This is a genomic window from Pseudomonas sp. V88_4, assembly GCF_029967985.1.
Classification (GTDB): domain Bacteria; phylum Pseudomonadota; class Gammaproteobacteria; order Pseudomonadales; family Pseudomonadaceae; genus Aquipseudomonas; species Aquipseudomonas glycinae.
This window is the reverse complement of the sequence record NZ_JASCAF010000039.1, coordinates 39,291-56,453: the sequence shown is the minus strand read 5'-3', so window position 1 is coordinate 56,453 and position 17,163 is coordinate 39,291. Positions and strand designations below refer to the sequence as shown.

The window sequence follows — 17,163 nt, the reverse complement described above, 5'->3', positions numbered from 1 at the left end:
CGATGGTCAGATTGAAATGGGGCTGATTGGCCGGTGAGAACATTCCCTTGTCCCTTACGCAGTGCTGCGATACGCGCCAGATCGCTAAGGATCTGGCGGCAAAAATTCTTTGAGTAGTGAAGGTGCCTCGACCGGTGATATCACCCAAGAGGCGGCCAATGGCCATCAATTAGCATGCCAACTTTTTCAGACCCTTATAAGCCGGGGGCTTGGTAGGTTTTCTTCGCAGATACGGCGAAAATTCCCACTGATTTCGCCGAAAAGTGCGCAAGAAGTTGCGCAGTACTGCGCAACTTCTTGCGCACTTGACTGGAGGCCTTGACTGGCAAGGCTTTCAGGAGGTTTTACCTTGGCCTCGATACGGACAACTGCGCAACTTCTTGCGCACTTCCGAAATTCCAGTTCAATACATCGGAACAACAGTACCTCGCCATAAAAACCTCAACTGACCGATACGCCTCAATGGGAACCCATGGGCTATCCTGCTGCCCACTCTAGGTATCGACCGTTTTCAGATAGGAGGTTGGAATGCGTACCCTCGAACTGGCTGGCGTGCAGGTGCCGGTGATTGGCCAGGGCACCTGGCGCATGGGCGAAGACCGCTCGGCGCACAAGCGTGAAGTCGCGGCCCTGCGCAGCGGCATCGAACTGGGCATGACCCTGATCGACACCGCAGAAATGTACGCCGAGGGCGGTGCCGAAAGCGTGGTCGGCGAAGCCATCGCCGGCCTGCGCGATCAAGTGTTCCTGGTGAGCAAGGTCTACCCGCACAACGCCAGTCGCAAGGGCATTCCCCAGGCCTGCGAGCGCAGCCTGCGCCGGCTCGACACCGATTACATCGACCTCTATCTGCTGCATTGGCGCGGCCAGTATCCGCTGGAAGAAACCGTCGAGGCCTTCGAACGTCTGCGCGAGGACGGCAAGATCGGTCGCTGGGGCGTCTCGAACTTCGACGTCGACGATCTCGAAGAATTGTCGCATTCGGCCTGCGCCACCAATCAGGTGCTGTACAACCTGGAAGAGCGCGGTATCGAATTCGACCTGCTGCCGTGGTGCCAACACCAGCGTATGCCAATTATGGCGTACTGCCCGATCGGCCAGGGCGGCGCGATGCTGGCCGAGCCGGTGCTGAAACAGATTGCCGCTCGTCACGGCGTGACCCCGGCACAGGTTTCGCTGGCGTGGATTCTGCGTCAGGATGGGCTGATTGCGATTCCCAAGGCCGTGCGCCCGGAACACGTGCAGCTCAATGCACAGGCGGCGCAACTGCAACTCGAGGCCGGGGATCTGGCGGCGCTGGACCAGGTGTTTCAGGCGCCCAAACGCAAGCAGCGGCTGGCCATGGTCTGAGCCACCGCCGACTGACAGAGGGCTTCGCTATGAGAAGCACTGATCAGGACGATCCATTCAACCTGCAACGCTTCGTGCTCGCCCAGGACCCGGTGTTCGACCGGGTCCAGCGCGAACTCGGCGAGGGCCGCAAGCGCAGCCACTGGATGTGGTTCGTGTTCCCGCAGTTCGCCGGGCTCGGCGGCAGCGAGATGTCGCGGCGCTTCGCAATCAGCTCGGCGCCGGAAACCCGCGCCTACCTTGCCCACCCGTTGCTCGGCGCCCGCCTGCGGACCTGCACGCAACTTGTACTGAATGTGCAGCAACGTTCGATTGCCGAGATTTTCGGCCATCCGGACGACCTGAAATTCCATTCATCAATGACCCTGTTCGCCCAGTTCGCTGACGACGACAGCCTCTGGCATCAGGCGCTGGAGCGCTTCTTTCACGGCATTGAGGACGAATGGACCTTGCAACTGCTGGACTCAAAACAGGCCCAGCTGCCCCCCGATCAGGGTTGAGAAATCGTCGTCGACAAACGGCAGGATCGCATCCGCCACCGGTTGCAGCTGGCGGGTGATGTAGTGGTCGTAGTCGATGGCCGCGCGGCGCACTTCCAGCGGTTCGGGGCCGGCCAAGGTGATGACGTAGCTGATCCAGCCGCCGTTCTGGTACTGGCGCGGGCGACCGTGCTGCGCGTTGTAATCGTCCGCCAGCCGCGCGGCGCGCACGTGGGGCGGCACGTTGCGTTCGTAATCGTCGAGGGTACGGCGCAGGCGCTTGCGGTAGACCAGTCGCTCGTCGAACTCGCCGGCCAGGGTCTTGCGCACATACTCGCGCACGTAATCCTGATACGGCTTGCGCTGGAAGATCCGCTCGTACAGCTCCTGCTGGAATTGCCGGGCCAGCAGCGACCAGTCGGTGCGCACGGTTTCCAAGCCTTTGTAGACCATTTCTTCGCTGCCGTCGGCGCGGGTCACCAGACCGGCGTAGCGCTTTTTGCTGCCCTCCTCGGCGCCGCGAATAGTCGGCATCAAAAAGCGCTTGTAATGAGTTTCGAACTGCAATTCGAGGGCGCTTTGCAGACCGTATTGCTCACGCACATGCTCGCGCCACCAATCGTTGACGTGCTGCACCAGGGCCCGACCGATTTGCGCCGCTTCTTCCTGACCGTGGGGGCGACGCAGCCAGACGAACGTCGAGTCGGTATCGCCATAAATCACCGCATGCCCCTGAGCCTCGATCAGCTGCCGGGTGCGCAGCATGATTTCGTGGCCGCGCAAGGTGATCGATGACGCCAGCCGCGTATCGAAAAACCGGCAACCGCTGGAACCGAGCACACCGTAGAAGGCGTTCATGATGATCTTCAGCGCCTGGGACAACGGCGCATTGTGTTCGCGCTTGGCGGTCTCGCGACCCTCGGCGACCCGGGCGACGATGGACGGCAGGCAATGCCGGGTGCGAGAGAAACGAGCGCCGCGAAAACCCGGCACCGAGTCGCTATCGTCGGGATGCTGCAAGCCTTCGATCAGCCCCACCGGATCGATCAGAAAGGTGCGGATGATCGACGGATAAAGGCTCTTGTAGTCGAGCACCAGCACCGATTCGTAAAGCCCCGGTTGCGAGTCCATGACAAACCCGCCGGGGCTGGCCTGCGGCGGATTGGTGCCGAGGTTCGGCGCCACAAACCCCTGACGGTGCATCAACGGCATGTACAAATGAGTGAACGCCGCCACCGAACCGCCGCTGCGATCCGCCGGCAGACCGGTGACGCTGGCGCGCTCCAGCAAAAACTTCAGCAGCTCGGTCCTGGCGAAGATCCGCGTGACCAGTTCGCAGTCCTTGAGGTTGTACTTGGCCAGCGCCGGTTTGTCCTCGGCGAACATGCGGTTGATCTCGTCCATGCGCTGGTACGGGTTGTCGATCGACTTGCCCTCGCCGAGCAGGGTCTGGGCGACGTTTTCCAGGCTGAACGAGGGGAAGCTCCAGGTCGCCGAACGCAGGGATTCGATGCCGTCGATGATCAGCCTTCCTGCCGCCGCCGCGAAGTAATGAGTGCGGCTGCCGTGTTCGCGCCACTGCATTTCCTCGCCGCCGCGCCCGAGCTTGAGTGGCACGCCGAGGCGCCGGGCATGTTCGTGGAGGATGCGCAGATCGAACTGCACGAGGTTCCAGCCGATAATCGCGTCGGGGTCGTGGCGGGCGAACCACTCGTTGAGCTTCTTCAGGATCAATGTGCGCGATTCGCAGTACTCGAGGTCGAAGTCGACGATGCTGTCGTCGCCGTTCGATGCGCCGAGCATGTACACCTGACGTTCGCCACAGCCTTCCAGCGCGATGGAGTACAACTCGCCCTGCTCGGTGGTTTCGATGTCCAGCGAGACCAGCCGCAGTTGCGGACGATAGTCGGGCGCAGGCTTGAGGTGGGCGTCGAGCAACACACCTTCGGCGTCGGGCGTGCCGCTGAACCAGACGGGCGCGGTGATAAAACGCTCCATCAGGTAGCGCTCGGGTGGTCGCACATCGGCTTCGAAGACATCGACACTGTGGCGGTTGAGCGCGGTTTCGAGGCGCATCAACTGACCATGCTGCTGGCAATACAGCCCGAGCACCGGGCGATGCTCGAAATCCTGCAGGGCCAAAGGGCGCAGCTCGACGTTCTTTTCGTCCGCTAGCACCCGCTCGGCCTGCTCGCGCTGCGCCGCCGGGATGAACGCCACCGACGGCTGATGCGGCAGGCGCACACGGCGCGGCCCGGCGTCGGTCGCCAGCCAGAACTCGACTTCGGTGCCGGCCGGGGTGTCGCGCCAATGCCGGGTCAGGACGAAGCCCTGCTGTAAATCCACCACTGCAACCTCAGGAATTGATTCAGACGGGCATTCTACGCGGCATTGCCGTACCCCGTGACAAAGGCCTCACCATGAAAAACCCGGTCAAATGACGTTTTTTGCGTGTTATCTGCCGTTTTGCGGCCTTGCCCTGCGCGCCTGCGTCTACGATGCTTGGAGAACAACGACAACACCTGAGTAACCGCCATGAAAACCGTCGCCCAGCTGCTCAAGCTCAAAGATCCGAAAAATCAGGAAGTGCACCAGATCAAACCCGATCACATGGTGCTCGAAGCGCTGATGAAAATGGCCGAGAAAAACGTCGGCGCCTTGCTCGTGGTGGAAGACGACAAAGTGGTGGGCATCATCAGCGAGCGTGATTACGCGCGCAAACTGGTGTTGCACGGGCGCTCCTCGGTGGGCACCCCGGTGCGCGACATCATGGTGGCGAACGTGATCACGGTGGACACCCACCAGACCGTCGACACCTGCCTTGGCATCATGTCCGACAAACGCCTGCGCCACTTGCCGGTGGTGGAGAACGGCAAACTGATCGGCCTGCTGTCGATCGGCGACCTGGTCAAGGAAGCGATTGCCGAACAGGCCGAGCTGATCAAACAGCTGGAGCAGTATATTCGCGGGGAGTGATCAGCCGGGCCAATGCCGCGCAAAGACCGGCGCCAGCACCGGGTGTCGGTCGATGCGTTGCAGCCACGCATGGAAACCGGGTCGGGCCTGGCGCAGGTGTTCGCGGGCACCGGCCCAGCGCGTGACCACCGCCGCCAGCACATCCAGTGCGCCCGGTGTTTCATTGTCCAGGTACAGCTCGGCCGAGAACTGATCGGCAAACATCTCCCAGCTCCAGTGCAGTCGTTCCCGCGCCCCCGCCATCAGATTCTGCCGCGAGGCCTCGTCCGGCATCACCAGCCAGCGTTCCGGGTAATCAATGATCCCGATGGCCGCATAACAATTGCTGACGATGTACACCAGGCCCCGAATCGCCTGATCGCGGTCAGCGCCGTTGGCCGGCAGCAGGCCGGATTGCGCAAAGCTTTGCCCCAGATGAATCAGAATCGCCGCACTTTCGGTGATGACACTGCCGTCCGGCAGTTGCAGGGTCGGGATCTGTTTGAGCGGATTGAGCCGCGCCAGCTCCTGGGCCGCTTCCGCACTGGCTTCGATATCGATGAAGCGGTAAGCCACCTGGCACAGCTCGAGCGCTGCCTCGATGGCCGCGGCCCCTGAATTGCGATGTCCGTAGAGCTGATACATATCCCCTCCTCCACTGCGAAAGGCATCCTGCCTGGCCCTATTTATAGCTGTTGTATCGAATTTGGCACGGATTGCGCATTCATCGACAGCTTGCGAATCCCCGATCTCGCAAAACAGCGCTGGCGGTGCCCATCCCGCACCAAGAGCAATCAGCGAACGCTATCCGCGTTCTTGTAAGGTGCGATACCGAACCAAAAGTTCGCGTATCCGAGCTGGCAACAAGGAGTTCACCGCGTGAATCTTGATCTGCTGCGCCACACTCTTCTTTCTGTGCCTCTGTACCTGCACCGTGTTCGTCCTGTGAACAGTCCGTGCATTCCTTTTATTACCTGAACCCCTGCACTATTTATTTTTTAAATAGCACGCAAGAAGTCATTGCGTGCGCGCTGCATTAATGAATGCAAGAACACATTGTTCGACAATAACTTTCAGACAGCACACCGATACAACTTTGGCTGTTCGGCGTTAATGTCCGAAGCGCACCAAAACTGCACTATCAATCATTACCCAGAGCCCGATTTTATTTAGACAAAAACAAGGAACGTCGCCTGTGACCCGCTAAAACACTGACCCGCACCAAATCAGTCCGCCACGCACCATCACACGTCCTGGCCGACACGAGAACAGCCGCTCTATCTCGCTGAACAGCGCGATACCGCGCCAAGCCTGTCTCGCCCTGAAAAAAGCCCTGAAAACAGGGCCGTCGGGCGGTTATGCGCCCATAAAAACCGACGTGCCCGATGAAACTTATATAAATGCGACATACGTATCATCCGTGAAATAACCGCTACACATTTGTTTACTGTTTGGCACAGCGGTTGCTATTGCATCAACCATGAGGGCAAGAACGATGTTCGCCACTCACTTACAAAAGAACAGCCACGGACCGGATCAATGAACCATCGAAGTCGGCATTACTGAAACAACACGCTGCACAAGCCCTGTTCAATAGATAGTTCAACTATCGGCTTCTGCACACCCGTATGAAAGTTGCGACCACTCACTCGAACAACGCTGTGTTGTTCGAACGGCACCTTATTGCCCTTCATCCACCCGAGGGAGCTTTAATGAACGATGCGGTAAAGCACAGAACGCCGCCGGGGCCAGTACCGAACGCAGCGCTTGCGTCGGTGGCGGGTCGGCCCGTCTACAAGGCCAACACGTCGCAGCCCGGCGGCCTGAACAAACAGCAGATGCTGTTGCTGGTGGCGGTGTCGGCGCTGATACACGGCGGCGCCTGGTGGTTTTTCCAGCAGGCGCGGGCCGAACCGCTGCCCACGCCACCGGAAATTCCGGAAATGACCGTCGAGCTGACCAGCCCGACACCGCCGGCCCCGCCGACACCGGAGCCGCCGCCCCCACCACCGCCACCGCCCGAACCGGAACAACCGGTGGAAGACGAAGACGCGGTCAAGCCGCCGCCCAAACCGGTGGAGAAACCCAAGCCGATCGAAAAACCGAAACCGGTCGAGAAACCCAAACCGGTGAAAAAGGCCGAGCCGCCGAAAGCGCCGCCCGCCCCTGCGCAACCGGCCGCGCCTGCCGCTCCGGCCACCCCGAGCGCGCCGCCGGCACCTGCGGCGGCACCGGGCCCGGTGAAAGAGTCGGCGGCGATTTCCGGTCTCGCCAGCCTCGGCAACCCGCCGCCGGAATACCCGTCGCTGGCCCTGCGGCGCAACTGGGAAGGCAGCGTGGTGCTACGGATTCAGGTGCTGGCCAACGGTCGCGCCGGCTCGGTGACGGTGACCAAATCCAGCGGCAAGCCGCAACTGGATGACGCGGCGGTTGCGGCGGTGAAGGCCTGGAAGTTCATCCCGGCCAAGCGCGGCGACACACCGATCGACGGCTTCGCCACCCAGACCATCGATTTCAAATTGCCGCAATGACGGCGCGACAACCGAACTCACAACCGATTAACGCAAGCGAGGTGTAGCCATGAACGATTCTCTGTCTTCGATGATTGTCCCCGGCGTGCTCTGGGGGCTGGTGCTGTTTTCCGTGGTCAGCTGGGCGATTCTGCTGGTCAAGTCGGCGCAATACCTGCGCCAGAAAACCCAGAACCGGCAGTTCAGCAAAGCCTTCTGGGGCGCGCCGGATCTGCTCACCGCCGCCGAACACGCCAGCCAGTATCCGGGCTCACTGGCGCGGATCGCCAGCAGCGGTTTCGAAGCCCTGCTGGTGGAGGAATCTCCGCGCACCACCCAGCAACTGGCGCACACCATCAACCGTGCCGACCGACTGGAACGCAACCTGCGCCAGCAGATCCAGAAGGAACGCCGCTCACTGGAAAACGGCCAGGCGATCCTCGCCAGTATCGGCAGCACCGCGCCGTTCATTGGTCTGTTCGGCACCGTTTGGGGAATCATGGAAGCCCTGCAAAGCATCGGCGCCAGCGGTTCGGCCAGCCTGGAAACCGTGGCCGGGCCGATCGGCCACGCGCTGATCGCCACCGGCGTAGGGATTGCCGTCGCGGTACCGGCGGTGCTGATTTACAACTTCTTCCTGCGGCGCCTGAAGCTGGCCTCGGCGGACATGGATGACTTCGCCCACGACTTCGACGCCCTCGCCTCGCGCAGCGCGTTTTCCATCAGCCGCCAGGCCATCGCCAAATCCACGGCTGCCGTGCGGGAGGCCAGCTGATGTCCTTTTCCACTCAAGACAGCGATGAAGTGCTCAGCGAAATGAACGTCACGCCGCTGGTGGACGTGATGCTCGTGCTGCTGGTGGTGTTCATCGTCACCGCGCCGCTGATGACCAACGCGATCAAGGTCAACCTGCCAAAAACCGACGCCGTCGCCCCCGCCGAAAAGAAGGATCCGGTGGTGGTCAGCGTCGATCAGGACGGCAAGTTCTTCCTCGCCAAGACCGAGCTGGCGCCGGAATCACTGGAGGCCAGCCTCAAGGAGGTCAAGGCCAAAGATGCCGAAGTACGCGTGCAGCTGCAGGCCGACTCCGCCGTGAATTACGGCCAGGTCGCCAAGGCCATGGCGTCCATCGAGCGCTCGGGCATCACCAAGATATCGGTGATGACCACCCGCTGACGGCGGTGCCGGGCGCGCAGTGAGGGACGCGCCCGGCACCGTTCGTTGAATCCCGTCGCAATCGGCCGACCGAAAAACGCAGCGCGTCTTCGGAGGGGATCGGCTTGCTTGAAGAAAGTGGTTTTCGCGGCGCGGCACCCCCGTGCTCCGTGCAAAGAGGGCTCACAAGGCCATTTCGATAAACGTCTAACAAAGTCGGAAACAACCATGCTGATGAACACTCCACGCTTCACGCTCAAACCCTTGGTGGCAACGATTTCCCGCCACCGTTTCGTTCCGTTGTACCTGGTGGCCATGGGGATGGGCGCCGGGGTTCAGGCTGCCGAGGACGACAACGGCGTCCCGGCCTCCGCTGCGGTGGTTGCGCCGACCACGCAACTGCAACGGGTCGAAGTGACCGGTTCGGCGATTCGCCGGGTCGATGCGGAAACGGCGGTGCCGATCACCGTGCTCAAGGCCGATGAACTGCGCAAACAGGGCGTGACCACCACCGCCGAACTGGTGCAGCGCATCACCGGCAGCCAGTCGATCAACAACAGCGCAGGCTCGGTCGGCGCAGCCACCGGCGGCGCATCGTTTGCCGACATGCGCGGCATCGGCGCGAACAAGACGCTGGTGCTGCTCAACGGGCGCCGACTGGCCAACAACGCCCTGTCGGGCACCAACTCGGCCGGCGGCGCGGTGGATCTGAACATGATCCCGTTTGCCGCGATCGAGCGCGTGGAAGTGCTGCGCGACGGCGCCTCGGCCCTGTACGGCACCGACGCCATCGGCGGCGTGATCAACTTCATCACCAAGAAATCCATGACCGACGGCCAGCTCACCCTCGGCGGCGAAACCCCGACCCACAGCGGCGGCGGTGCGACCAAGGACATGAGCGCCAGTTGGGGCTACGGCGACCTGGAGCAGGACCGCTTCAACGTGCTCGGCGTGTTCAACTACAACAAACAGCAGAACCTCGACGCCAACGACCGCTCCTTCGCCCGCGACTACGTCCCCGGCCGTGGCCTGGACCAGACCTCCGGCACCGCGTTCCCCGGCAACTACAGCCAGAACGGCAATGCCACCAACCCGCTGGCCAACAGCAATTGCAACGGCCCCAACCTGGTGGCCCGCGATGGCCTCTGCCGCTTCAGCACCCGGGAATTCATCGACCTGGTGCCGCAGACCGAGAAGACGTCGTTCTTCGGCAAGACCACCGGCAAACTGGCCGACGACCATAACGTCAACCTCGAATACTTCTGGTCGCGCAACAACAACGCCACCGCAGTCGGCCCGGCGCCATTGACCGGCCTGAGCCTGGACTCGTCCTCGCCCTACTACCCCGGCAACGGCATCACCCCGGCGCCCACCGGTTTCGCCCTCGACCCGACGCAACCGGTGGACGTGAACTGGCGCGAAACCGCCGCCGGCCCGCGCGAATCGAAAGACCAGAACACCAGCCAGCGCTTTTTGCTGAGCTTCGACGGTCTGGTCGGCGGCTGGGACTACAACGTCGGCGCCTCGTACAACCAGAACAAGATCGTCTCCAGCGTCACCAGCGGCTACGTCAGCGATCAGGCGATGATCGACGGTCTGGCCAGCGGCCTGCTCAACCCGTTCGGCCCACAGACCAGCGCCGGCCAGCAGTACATCGATCAGGCGATGTACCACGGTGCCTATTCCACGGCGGTCGGTCGGGTCGCCGGTTTCGACGGGCGGATCAGCCGCGAGATCGGTGACTGGTTCGGTGCCGGCCCGTCCGGGCTGGCGTTGGGCGGCGAGTACCGCAAAGAGAAATTCCACCAGGACTTCGAAGCTTTTGCCGGCGACATCCAGAGCCTGGGCATCGACCCGGCCGGCAGCGTCGAAGGCGACCGCAGCGTGAAAGCCGCCTACGCGGAAATCAACGTGCCGGTGCTCGACAGCCTGGAACTGTCCGCCGCCGTGCGTCACGACAAATACAGCGACTTCGGCAGCACTACCAACCCGAAATACTCGTTCCGTTATCAGCCGCTCAAGGAGCTGGTGGTGCGCGGCGCCTACAGCGAAGGCTTCCGCGCGCCGTCGCTGTATGAGCTGTATTCGCCGCGCAGCATCACCTACACCCAGGGCTACTACAACGACCCGGTGCTGTGCACCGGCGGCGTGGTGCAACCGGGCGGCAACGGCGGGCGCGATTGCGGTCAGCAGTTCCTCAACCAGATCGGCGGCAACGAAGACCTGGCCCCGGAGAAGGCGCGCAACGTAACGCTGGGCTTCGTCTATCAGCCGGTCAGCAATCTTTCCGTGGGCATGGATTTCTGGTGGATTCACATCTCCAACCAGATCCAGCCGTTCCCGGAATCCACCGTGTTCGATCAGGCCGGCAGCTACCCTGACCGCTTCGTGCGTAACGCCGATGGCACGCTCAACTACATCGTCACCGGCAACGCCAACCTCGGCATCGTCGAAACCAACGGCGTCGATGTGTCGCTGGACTACCGCTTCCCGAACACGCCGTACGGTCAGTTCGGCCTGGGTCTGCAAGGCACCTATGTCGACGAGTACGACTTCCAGAGCACCATCAAGGGCCCGTTCACCGACAAGGTCGGCGACTTCAAGGGCGACGGTGTGATTGCCCGCTGGAAACACAACCTGACCGGTTCCTGGACCTTCGGTGCGGCCCGCGCGGCGCTGACCAACCGCTTCACCACCGGCTACAACGACTACGACCGCGAGACCAACGCGCGGGTCGCATCGTATTCGGTGTGGGACCTGTCGGCCGGCTACACCTTCGACAAGGTGCTGGACGTCGATGCCGGGGTGAAGAACCTGTTCGACCGCGATCCGCCGTTCTCCAACCAGGCCTACAACTTCCAGAGCGGTTATGACCCGCGCTACACCGACCCGCTGGGCCGCACGCTGTTTGCGCGCATGACGTACCACTTCTAAGGAACGAGCACCGCATAACCCTGTGGGAGCTGGCTTGCCAGCTCCCACAGGGGGTCCTTGTTCATTCAGAAGTTTGAGGAGTGATCTCATGAGTTTTCTGCGCAACATGGCCGGCCTGCTGCTCGGCAGCGCGCTGCTGTGCAACGCGGCATCTGCGCTGGCCGGCGGCAGCTACGCGATGACGGTGTACGGCGAAGCGCCGAAATACCCCGCCGGTTTCCAGCACTTCGATTTCGTCAATCCCGACGCCCCCAAGGGCGGCTCGCTCAGCCGCGCTTCGATGGAGATCGGTCAGTACAACTACATCACCCCGTATGCCGATCAGGGCATTTCCGTGGTGCAGGTCAACGACTGGGTGTATTCGCCGCTGGCGTTCCGCTCGCTGGACGAGCCCTACACCGTCTACGGTCTGGTGGCGCAAACCATGGAGCGCGATCACGGCGGTCTGTGGGTGCGTTTCAACTTGAATCCCGAGGCGCGTTTCGCCGACGGCACGCCGATCACCGCCGAGGACGTGCGCTACACCTTCGAACTGTTGATGACCAAGGGCAGCCTGAGTTATCGCCAGCAATACGCCGACGTGCAGGACGTGCTGATCGAAGGCCCGCGGCAGATTCGCTTCACTTTCAAGAACAACCTCAACCGCACCCTGGCGCTGGATCTGGCGTCGCTGCGACCGGTGCCCGAGCACTGGTGGAAAACCCGTGACTTCGCCAACGGCGGCGGTTTCGAACCACCATTGGGCAGCGGCCCGTACCGGGTGAGCAAGGTCGATGCGGGACGCAGCATCAGTTTTCAGAGAGATCCGGACTGGTGGGGCAAAGACTTGCCGGTCAGTCGCGGGCTGTACAACTTCGACAGCCTGACCGTGAATTTCTACGGCGACACCGACGTCGCCCGGCAACTGCTGCAGGCCGGGGCGTTCGACTACAACCGCGAATTTTCCTCCTCCGGCTATGTGGTCGGCTACGACAGCCCGGCCCTGCGTGACGGTCGCCTGCAACAGGCGATTCTCGCTCCGGACAAACCGACCAGCGCCCAGGGTTTTGTGTTCAACCTGCAGAACCCGCTGTTCAAGGATCGTCGCGTGCGTCAGGCGCTGAGCCTGCTGTGGGATTTCGAGTGGACCAACAAGCAGATGATGCGCGGCTTCTACGTGCGCCAGAACAGCTACTGGCCGAAGAGTGAAATGGCCGCCACCGCCCTGCCCGATGCCGGCGAACTGGCGATCCTCGAACCGCTGCGCGGACAGATTCCGGACGAGGTTTTCAGCCGGGTCTATCAGGCGCCGAAAACCGATGGCAGCGGCTACATCCGCGACAAGCAGTTGCAGGCCCTGAAGTTGTTGGCCGAAGCCGGATGGACGCCGAAAAACAACCGGCTGGTGAACGCCGCCGGCGAGCCCTTCGAATTCACCTTCCTCGACGGCCAGGGCGGCTTCGACCGCATGCTGCTGCCGTACAAACGCACCCTGGCGCAGATCGGCATCACCCTGAATCTGCGGCGTATCGATTCGGCGCAATACATCAACCGGCTCAACGCCCGGGACTACGACATGATCGTTACCAGTTTCCCGCGCAGCGGCGATCCGATCGTCTCGCCGGGCCGCGAGCTGTACAGCCTGTATGCCTCGCAGAGCGCCACTCAGGTCGGCAGCTCCAATTCGATGGTGCTGGCCGACCCTGCGGTGGACCGGCTGATCGACGGCCTGGTCCAGGCCAATACCCGCGACGCCATGGTGCGTTACGCCCGCGCCCTCGACCGGGTGCTGCAATGGGGTGAATACATGATTCCCAACTACTACTCCAAAGGCACGCCGACGGTGTATCAGAACCGCTTCGGCATGCCGTCGGTGCAGCCGATTTACAGCGAAGGCCTCGACACCTGGTGGGAGGTCTCGGCCAAGCCGCTGACCAATCAACAAATGAGTGCCCAGCACCAGCTCGCGGGGGGCCAGTGACATGTGGCGTTATCTGAGTCGGCGTCTGTTGCTGATCATCCCGACGCTGCTGTGCATTCTGGTGGTCAACTTCGTCATCGTGCAGGCCGCGCCGGGCGGCCCGGTGGAACAGGCCATCGCCCGCCTGCAAGGCTTCGGTGGACACAGCATGGGCGGCGCCAGCGAGGTCACCGCGATTGGCGGTGCCGGGCGCAGCAGCCGAGGCCTGGATCCGGCGCTGATCGAGGAGATCAAGCATCACTACGGCTTCGACAAGCCGATGCACGAACGCCTGTGGCTGATGCTCAAGAACTACGCGCAGCTGGACCTGGGCAGCAGCTTCTTTCGCGGTGCCAAAGTCACCGACCTGATCGTGCAAAAACTGCCGGTGTCGCTGTCCCTTGGCCTGTGGGCGACCTTGATCACCTACCTGATTTCGATCCCGCTGGGCATTCGCAAGGCAATCAAAAACGGCAGCGCGTTCGATGTCTGGAGCAGCACGGCGATCATCGTCGGTTACGCGATGCCGGCGTTTCTGTTCGCGATCCTGTTGATCGTGGTGTTCGCCGGGGGCAGCTACGTCAACTGGTTTCCGGTACAGGGGCTGGTCTCGGACAACTTCGACAGCCTGAGCCTGTGGGGCAAGGTCGGCGACTACCTCTGGCACCTGGTGTTGCCGGTGACGGCGCTGGTGATCGGCGGTTTTGCGACGCTGACGATCCTCACCAAAAACAGCTTCCTCAACGAGATCAGCCGCCAGTACGTGATCACCGCGCGCGCGAAGGGCCTGACCGAAAGGCGCGTGCTCTACGGCCATGTGTTTCGCAACGCGATGCTGCTGGTGGTCGCCGGTGTGCCGTCGGCGTTGATCGAGGTGTTTTTCGCCGGCTCGCTGCTGATCGAAACCATCTTCAACCTCGACGGCCTCGGACGCATGAGCTACGAAGCGGCGGTGTCGCGGGACTATCCGGTGGTGTTCGGCACGCTGTTTCTGTTCACCCTGTTCGGCCTGCTTATCAAGCTGATCGGCGACCTCTGCTACACCCTGCTCGACCCGCGCATCGACTTCTCGGCGAGGACTGCCTGATGTTCACACTTTCCCCTCTGGGCCGGCGGCGCATCGCCCAATTCAAGGCCAACCGTCGCGGGCGCTGGTCGCTGTGGCTGTTCATCGGGCTGTGTCTGATCTGCCTCGGCGGCGAACTGATCGCCAACGACAAACCGTTGGTGATCCGCTATCACCACGCCTTCTACTTTCCGATCCTCAGCGACTACCTGGAAACCGATTTCGGCGGCGAACTGCCGTTCCAGCCGGATTACGCCAGCAATTACGTGCACAAACTGATCGAGGATCAGGGCGGCTGGATGCTGTTCCCGCCGATTCCGTTCAGCTACGACACGGTCAATTACGACCTCACGGAACCGGCGCCGAGCCCGCCGTCCTCGAGCAACTGGCTGGGCACCGACGACCAGGCGCGGGACGTGCTGGCGCGGGTGATTTTCGGCACGCGGATTTCGATTCTGTTTGCGCTGATCCTCACCGCCGTCAGTGCGCTGGTCGGCATCGTCGCCGGGGCGTTGCAGGGGTATTACGGCGGCTGGGTCGACTTGCTCGGGCAACGGGTGCTGGAGATCTGGTCGGGGTTGCCGGTGCTGTACCTGCTGATCATTTTGTCGGGGTTCGTCTCGCCGAGTTTCTGGTGGCTGCTGGGAATCATGGCGCTGTTTTCCTGGCTGGCACTGGTGGATGTAGTGCGTGCCGAGTTCCTGCGCGGGCGCAGCCTGGAATACGTCAAGGCCGCGCGAGCCTTGGGCCTGACGGACAGCGAGCTGATGCGCCGGCACATTCTGCCCAACGCCATGACCTCCACCCTCACCTACCTGCCGTTCATTCTGACCGGCGCCATCGCCACCCTCACCGCGCTGGATTTTCTCGGTTTCGGCATGCCGGCCGGCACCGCGTCGCTGGGTGAACTGATCGGCCAGGCCAAGCGCAATCTGCAGGCGCCGTGGCTGGGGCTGACGGCGTTTTTTGCCCTGGCGCTGATTCTGTCCCTGCTGGTGTTCATCGGCGAAGCCTGCCGTGACGCGTTCGATCCGCGATCCTGATCCCCGGAGCTGAAATGACCGACAACCTGATAGAAATCCGCGACCTGCGCGTCGCCTTCGCCGGGCACGAAGTGGTGCACGGCGTGAACCTCGACATCCGCCGTGGCGAGTGCCTGGCACTGGTCGGTGAATCCGGCTCGGGCAAGTCGGTGACGGCGCACTCGATCCTGCGTTTGCTGCCAGGCAAAACCGTCAGCAGCACGGGCAGCATCCATTACAACGGCGTGGACTTGCTCCACGCCAGCGAACAACAACTGCGCGGCTTGCGCGGCAACCGCATCGCGATGATTTTCCAGGAGCCGATGACCTCGCTGAACCCGTTGCACACGGTGGAAAAACAGATCAGCGAAGTGCTGGAAATCCACAAGGGACTAAAGGGCCGCGCCGCGCGCCAACGCACGCTGGAACTGCTGGAACTGGTCGGCATTCGCCAGCCGTTGCAGCGTCTGAAGGCCTATCCGCACCAGCTCTCCGGCGGCCAGCGGCAACGGGTGATGATCGCCATGGCGTTGGCCAACGAGCCGCAATTGCTGATCGCCGACGAACCGACCACGGCGCTGGACGTGACCGTACAGCAGAAGATTCTGGAGCTGCTGATCGAGTTGCAGCAACGCCTCGGCATGTCGCTGCTGCTGATCACTCACGACCTCAATCTGGTGCGGCGTATCGCCCAACGGGTGTGCGTGATGCGTCATGGGGAAATCGTCGAACAGGCCGATTGCGAAACGCTGTTCCGCGCCCCGCAGCATCCTTACAGCCGCTTGCTGATCGAGGCGGAACCGTCCGGCGCGCCGGTGCAGAGTCGCTACGATCACAACCTGCTGGAGGTGGATGATCTGAAAGTCTGGTTCCCGCTGCCCAAGGCGTTGTTCAGCCGCACCCAGGAATACATCAAGGCCGTGGACGGCGTGAGTTTCCGGCTGCAACGGGGCAAGACCCTGGGGATTGTCGGCGAGTCCGGCTCGGGCAAATCGACACTGGGCCAGGCGATTCTGCGACTGGTGGAATCCGAGGGTGATATTCGCTTCGGCAACAAGCATTTGAGCCTGCTCAATCAGCGTTTGATGCGCCCGTTGCGCCGACAGATCCAGGTGGTGTTCCAGGACCCGTTCGGCAGCCTCAGCCCACGGATGTCGGTGCAGCAGATCATCGCCGAAGGCCTGCTGACCCACGGCATCGGCACGCCCGAAGAACGTGAGGCTGCGGTGATCCGCGTCTTGAAGGAAGTCGGCCTCGACCCGCAGAGCCGCCATCGCTATCCCCATGAGTTCTCCGGCGGCCAGCGCCAGCGCATTTCCATCGCCCGGGCGCTGGTGCTGGAACCGGCGCTGATTCTGCTCGACGAACCGACCTCAGCGCTGGATCGCACAGTGCAGAAACAGGTGGTGGAGTTGTTGCGGCAATTGCAGATTCGCCATGGCTTGACGTACCTGTTCATCAGCCATGACCTGGCGGTGGTGCATGCACTGGCGCACGACTTGATGGTGATCAAGGACGGCAAAGTGGTGGAACAGGGATCGTCCCGGGAGATTTTTGCGGCGCCGCAGCATGCCTATACCCAGGAACTCCTGAAAGCCTCCGGCCTGGCATTGGCAAACACCGGCGGTGAGCGGGTTACAGCAATCTGACCATTGCTGAAGATCCCTGTGGGAGCGGGCTTGCCCGCTCCCACAGGGGTTGCAGTGTTTTCAAAATTATTTGTCGGGCCCTGCATCCAAACGCCTCCGTCAAG

13 protein-coding genes are annotated in these 17,163 nt (G+C 62.2%); 11 read left to right on the top strand and 2 right to left on the bottom strand.

Annotated elements, in window-relative coordinates:
- The first annotated feature begins 528 nt into the window (after nucleotides 1–528).
- Both QLG12_RS15100 and QLG12_RS15095 read left to right on the top strand, forming a co-directional pair.
- Nucleotides 529–1,350 (top strand): aldo/keto reductase, encoded by an 822-nt coding sequence (locus QLG12_RS15100; RefSeq protein ID WP_197870042.1) that lies wholly within the window; start codon nucleotides 529–531, stop codon nucleotides 1,348–1,350.
- 29 nt (nucleotides 1,351–1,379) lie between these two features.
- Nucleotides 1,380–1,850 (top strand): DUF1810 domain-containing protein, encoded by a 471-nt coding sequence (locus QLG12_RS15095; RefSeq protein WP_197870041.1) that lies wholly within the window; start codon nucleotides 1,380–1,382, stop codon nucleotides 1,848–1,850.
- On the opposite strand, the gene QLG12_RS15090 is transcribed toward QLG12_RS15095, so the two are convergent.
- A complete protein-coding gene (locus tag QLG12_RS15090) occupies nucleotides 1,815–4,175 on the bottom strand; it encodes a DNA polymerase II (RefSeq protein WP_282474811.1) in 2,361 nt (786 codons plus the stop codon). The two genes, QLG12_RS15095 and QLG12_RS15090, sit on opposite strands and share 36 nt — an antisense overlap.
- A gap of 189 nt (nucleotides 4,176–4,364) precedes the next feature.
- On the opposite strand from QLG12_RS15090, the gene QLG12_RS15085 reads away from it, so the two are divergent.
- Nucleotides 4,365–4,805 (top strand): CBS domain-containing protein, encoded by a 441-nt coding sequence (locus QLG12_RS15085; protein ID WP_064380861.1) that lies wholly within the window; start codon nucleotides 4,365–4,367, stop codon nucleotides 4,803–4,805.
- Here QLG12_RS15085 and QLG12_RS15080 read toward each other — a convergent pair whose 3' ends face one another.
- Complete coding sequence (locus QLG12_RS15080; protein ID WP_282474810.1) at nucleotides 4,806–5,429, bottom strand: glutathione S-transferase N-terminal domain-containing protein; 624 nt, start codon at nucleotides 5,427–5,429, stop codon at nucleotides 4,806–4,808.
- A gap of 1,067 nt (nucleotides 5,430–6,496) precedes the next feature.
- On the opposite strand from QLG12_RS15080, the gene QLG12_RS15075 reads away from it, so the two are divergent.
- The 8 genes from QLG12_RS15075 to QLG12_RS15040 all read left to right on the top strand — a co-directional run bounded on the left by QLG12_RS15075 (nucleotide 6,497) and on the right by QLG12_RS15040 (nucleotide 17,059).
- Entirely contained in the window at nucleotides 6,497–7,315 is an 819-nt protein-coding gene (locus QLG12_RS15075; protein WP_085686619.1) for a TonB family protein, read from the top strand.
- Between the two features lie 49 nt (nucleotides 7,316–7,364).
- A complete protein-coding gene (locus tag QLG12_RS15070; RefSeq protein ID WP_197870039.1) occupies nucleotides 7,365–8,069 on the top strand; it encodes a MotA/TolQ/ExbB proton channel family protein in 705 nt (234 codons plus the stop codon).
- Nucleotides 8,069–8,470, top strand: a complete 402-nt coding sequence (locus tag QLG12_RS15065) for a biopolymer transporter ExbD (RefSeq protein ID WP_007959059.1) — start codon at nucleotides 8,069–8,071, stop codon at nucleotides 8,468–8,470. The genes QLG12_RS15070 and QLG12_RS15065 overlap by 1 nt, the downstream gene beginning before the upstream one ends.
- Before the next feature lie 207 nt (nucleotides 8,471–8,677).
- Complete coding sequence (locus QLG12_RS15060; RefSeq protein ID WP_282474809.1) at nucleotides 8,678–11,383, top strand: TonB-dependent receptor; 2,706 nt, start codon at nucleotides 8,678–8,680, stop codon at nucleotides 11,381–11,383.
- Nucleotides 11,384–11,471: 88 nt separating this feature from the next.
- Complete coding sequence (locus QLG12_RS15055; RefSeq protein WP_282474808.1) at nucleotides 11,472–13,343, top strand: extracellular solute-binding protein; 1,872 nt, start codon at nucleotides 11,472–11,474, stop codon at nucleotides 13,341–13,343.
- Between the two features lies 1 nt (nucleotide 13,344).
- Nucleotides 13,345–14,409, top strand: coding sequence for a microcin C ABC transporter permease YejB (yejB, locus tag QLG12_RS15050; RefSeq protein ID WP_011335075.1), 1,065 nt, complete (start codon nucleotides 13,345–13,347; stop codon nucleotides 14,407–14,409).
- Nucleotides 14,409–15,431 carry an ABC transporter permease gene (locus QLG12_RS15045; RefSeq protein WP_074689103.1) on the top strand — a complete coding sequence of 341 codons (1,023 nt, stop codon included), beginning with the start codon at nucleotides 14,409–14,411 and terminating at the stop codon, nucleotides 15,429–15,431. Before yejB ends, QLG12_RS15045 begins: the two co-directional genes overlap by 1 nt.
- A gap of 14 nt (nucleotides 15,432–15,445) precedes the next feature.
- On the top strand, nucleotides 15,446–17,059 hold the full coding sequence (locus tag QLG12_RS15040; protein ID WP_197870034.1) for an ABC transporter ATP-binding protein: 1,614 nt from the start codon (nucleotides 15,446–15,448) through the stop codon (nucleotides 17,057–17,059).
- Nucleotides 17,060–17,163 lie beyond the last annotated feature (104 nt).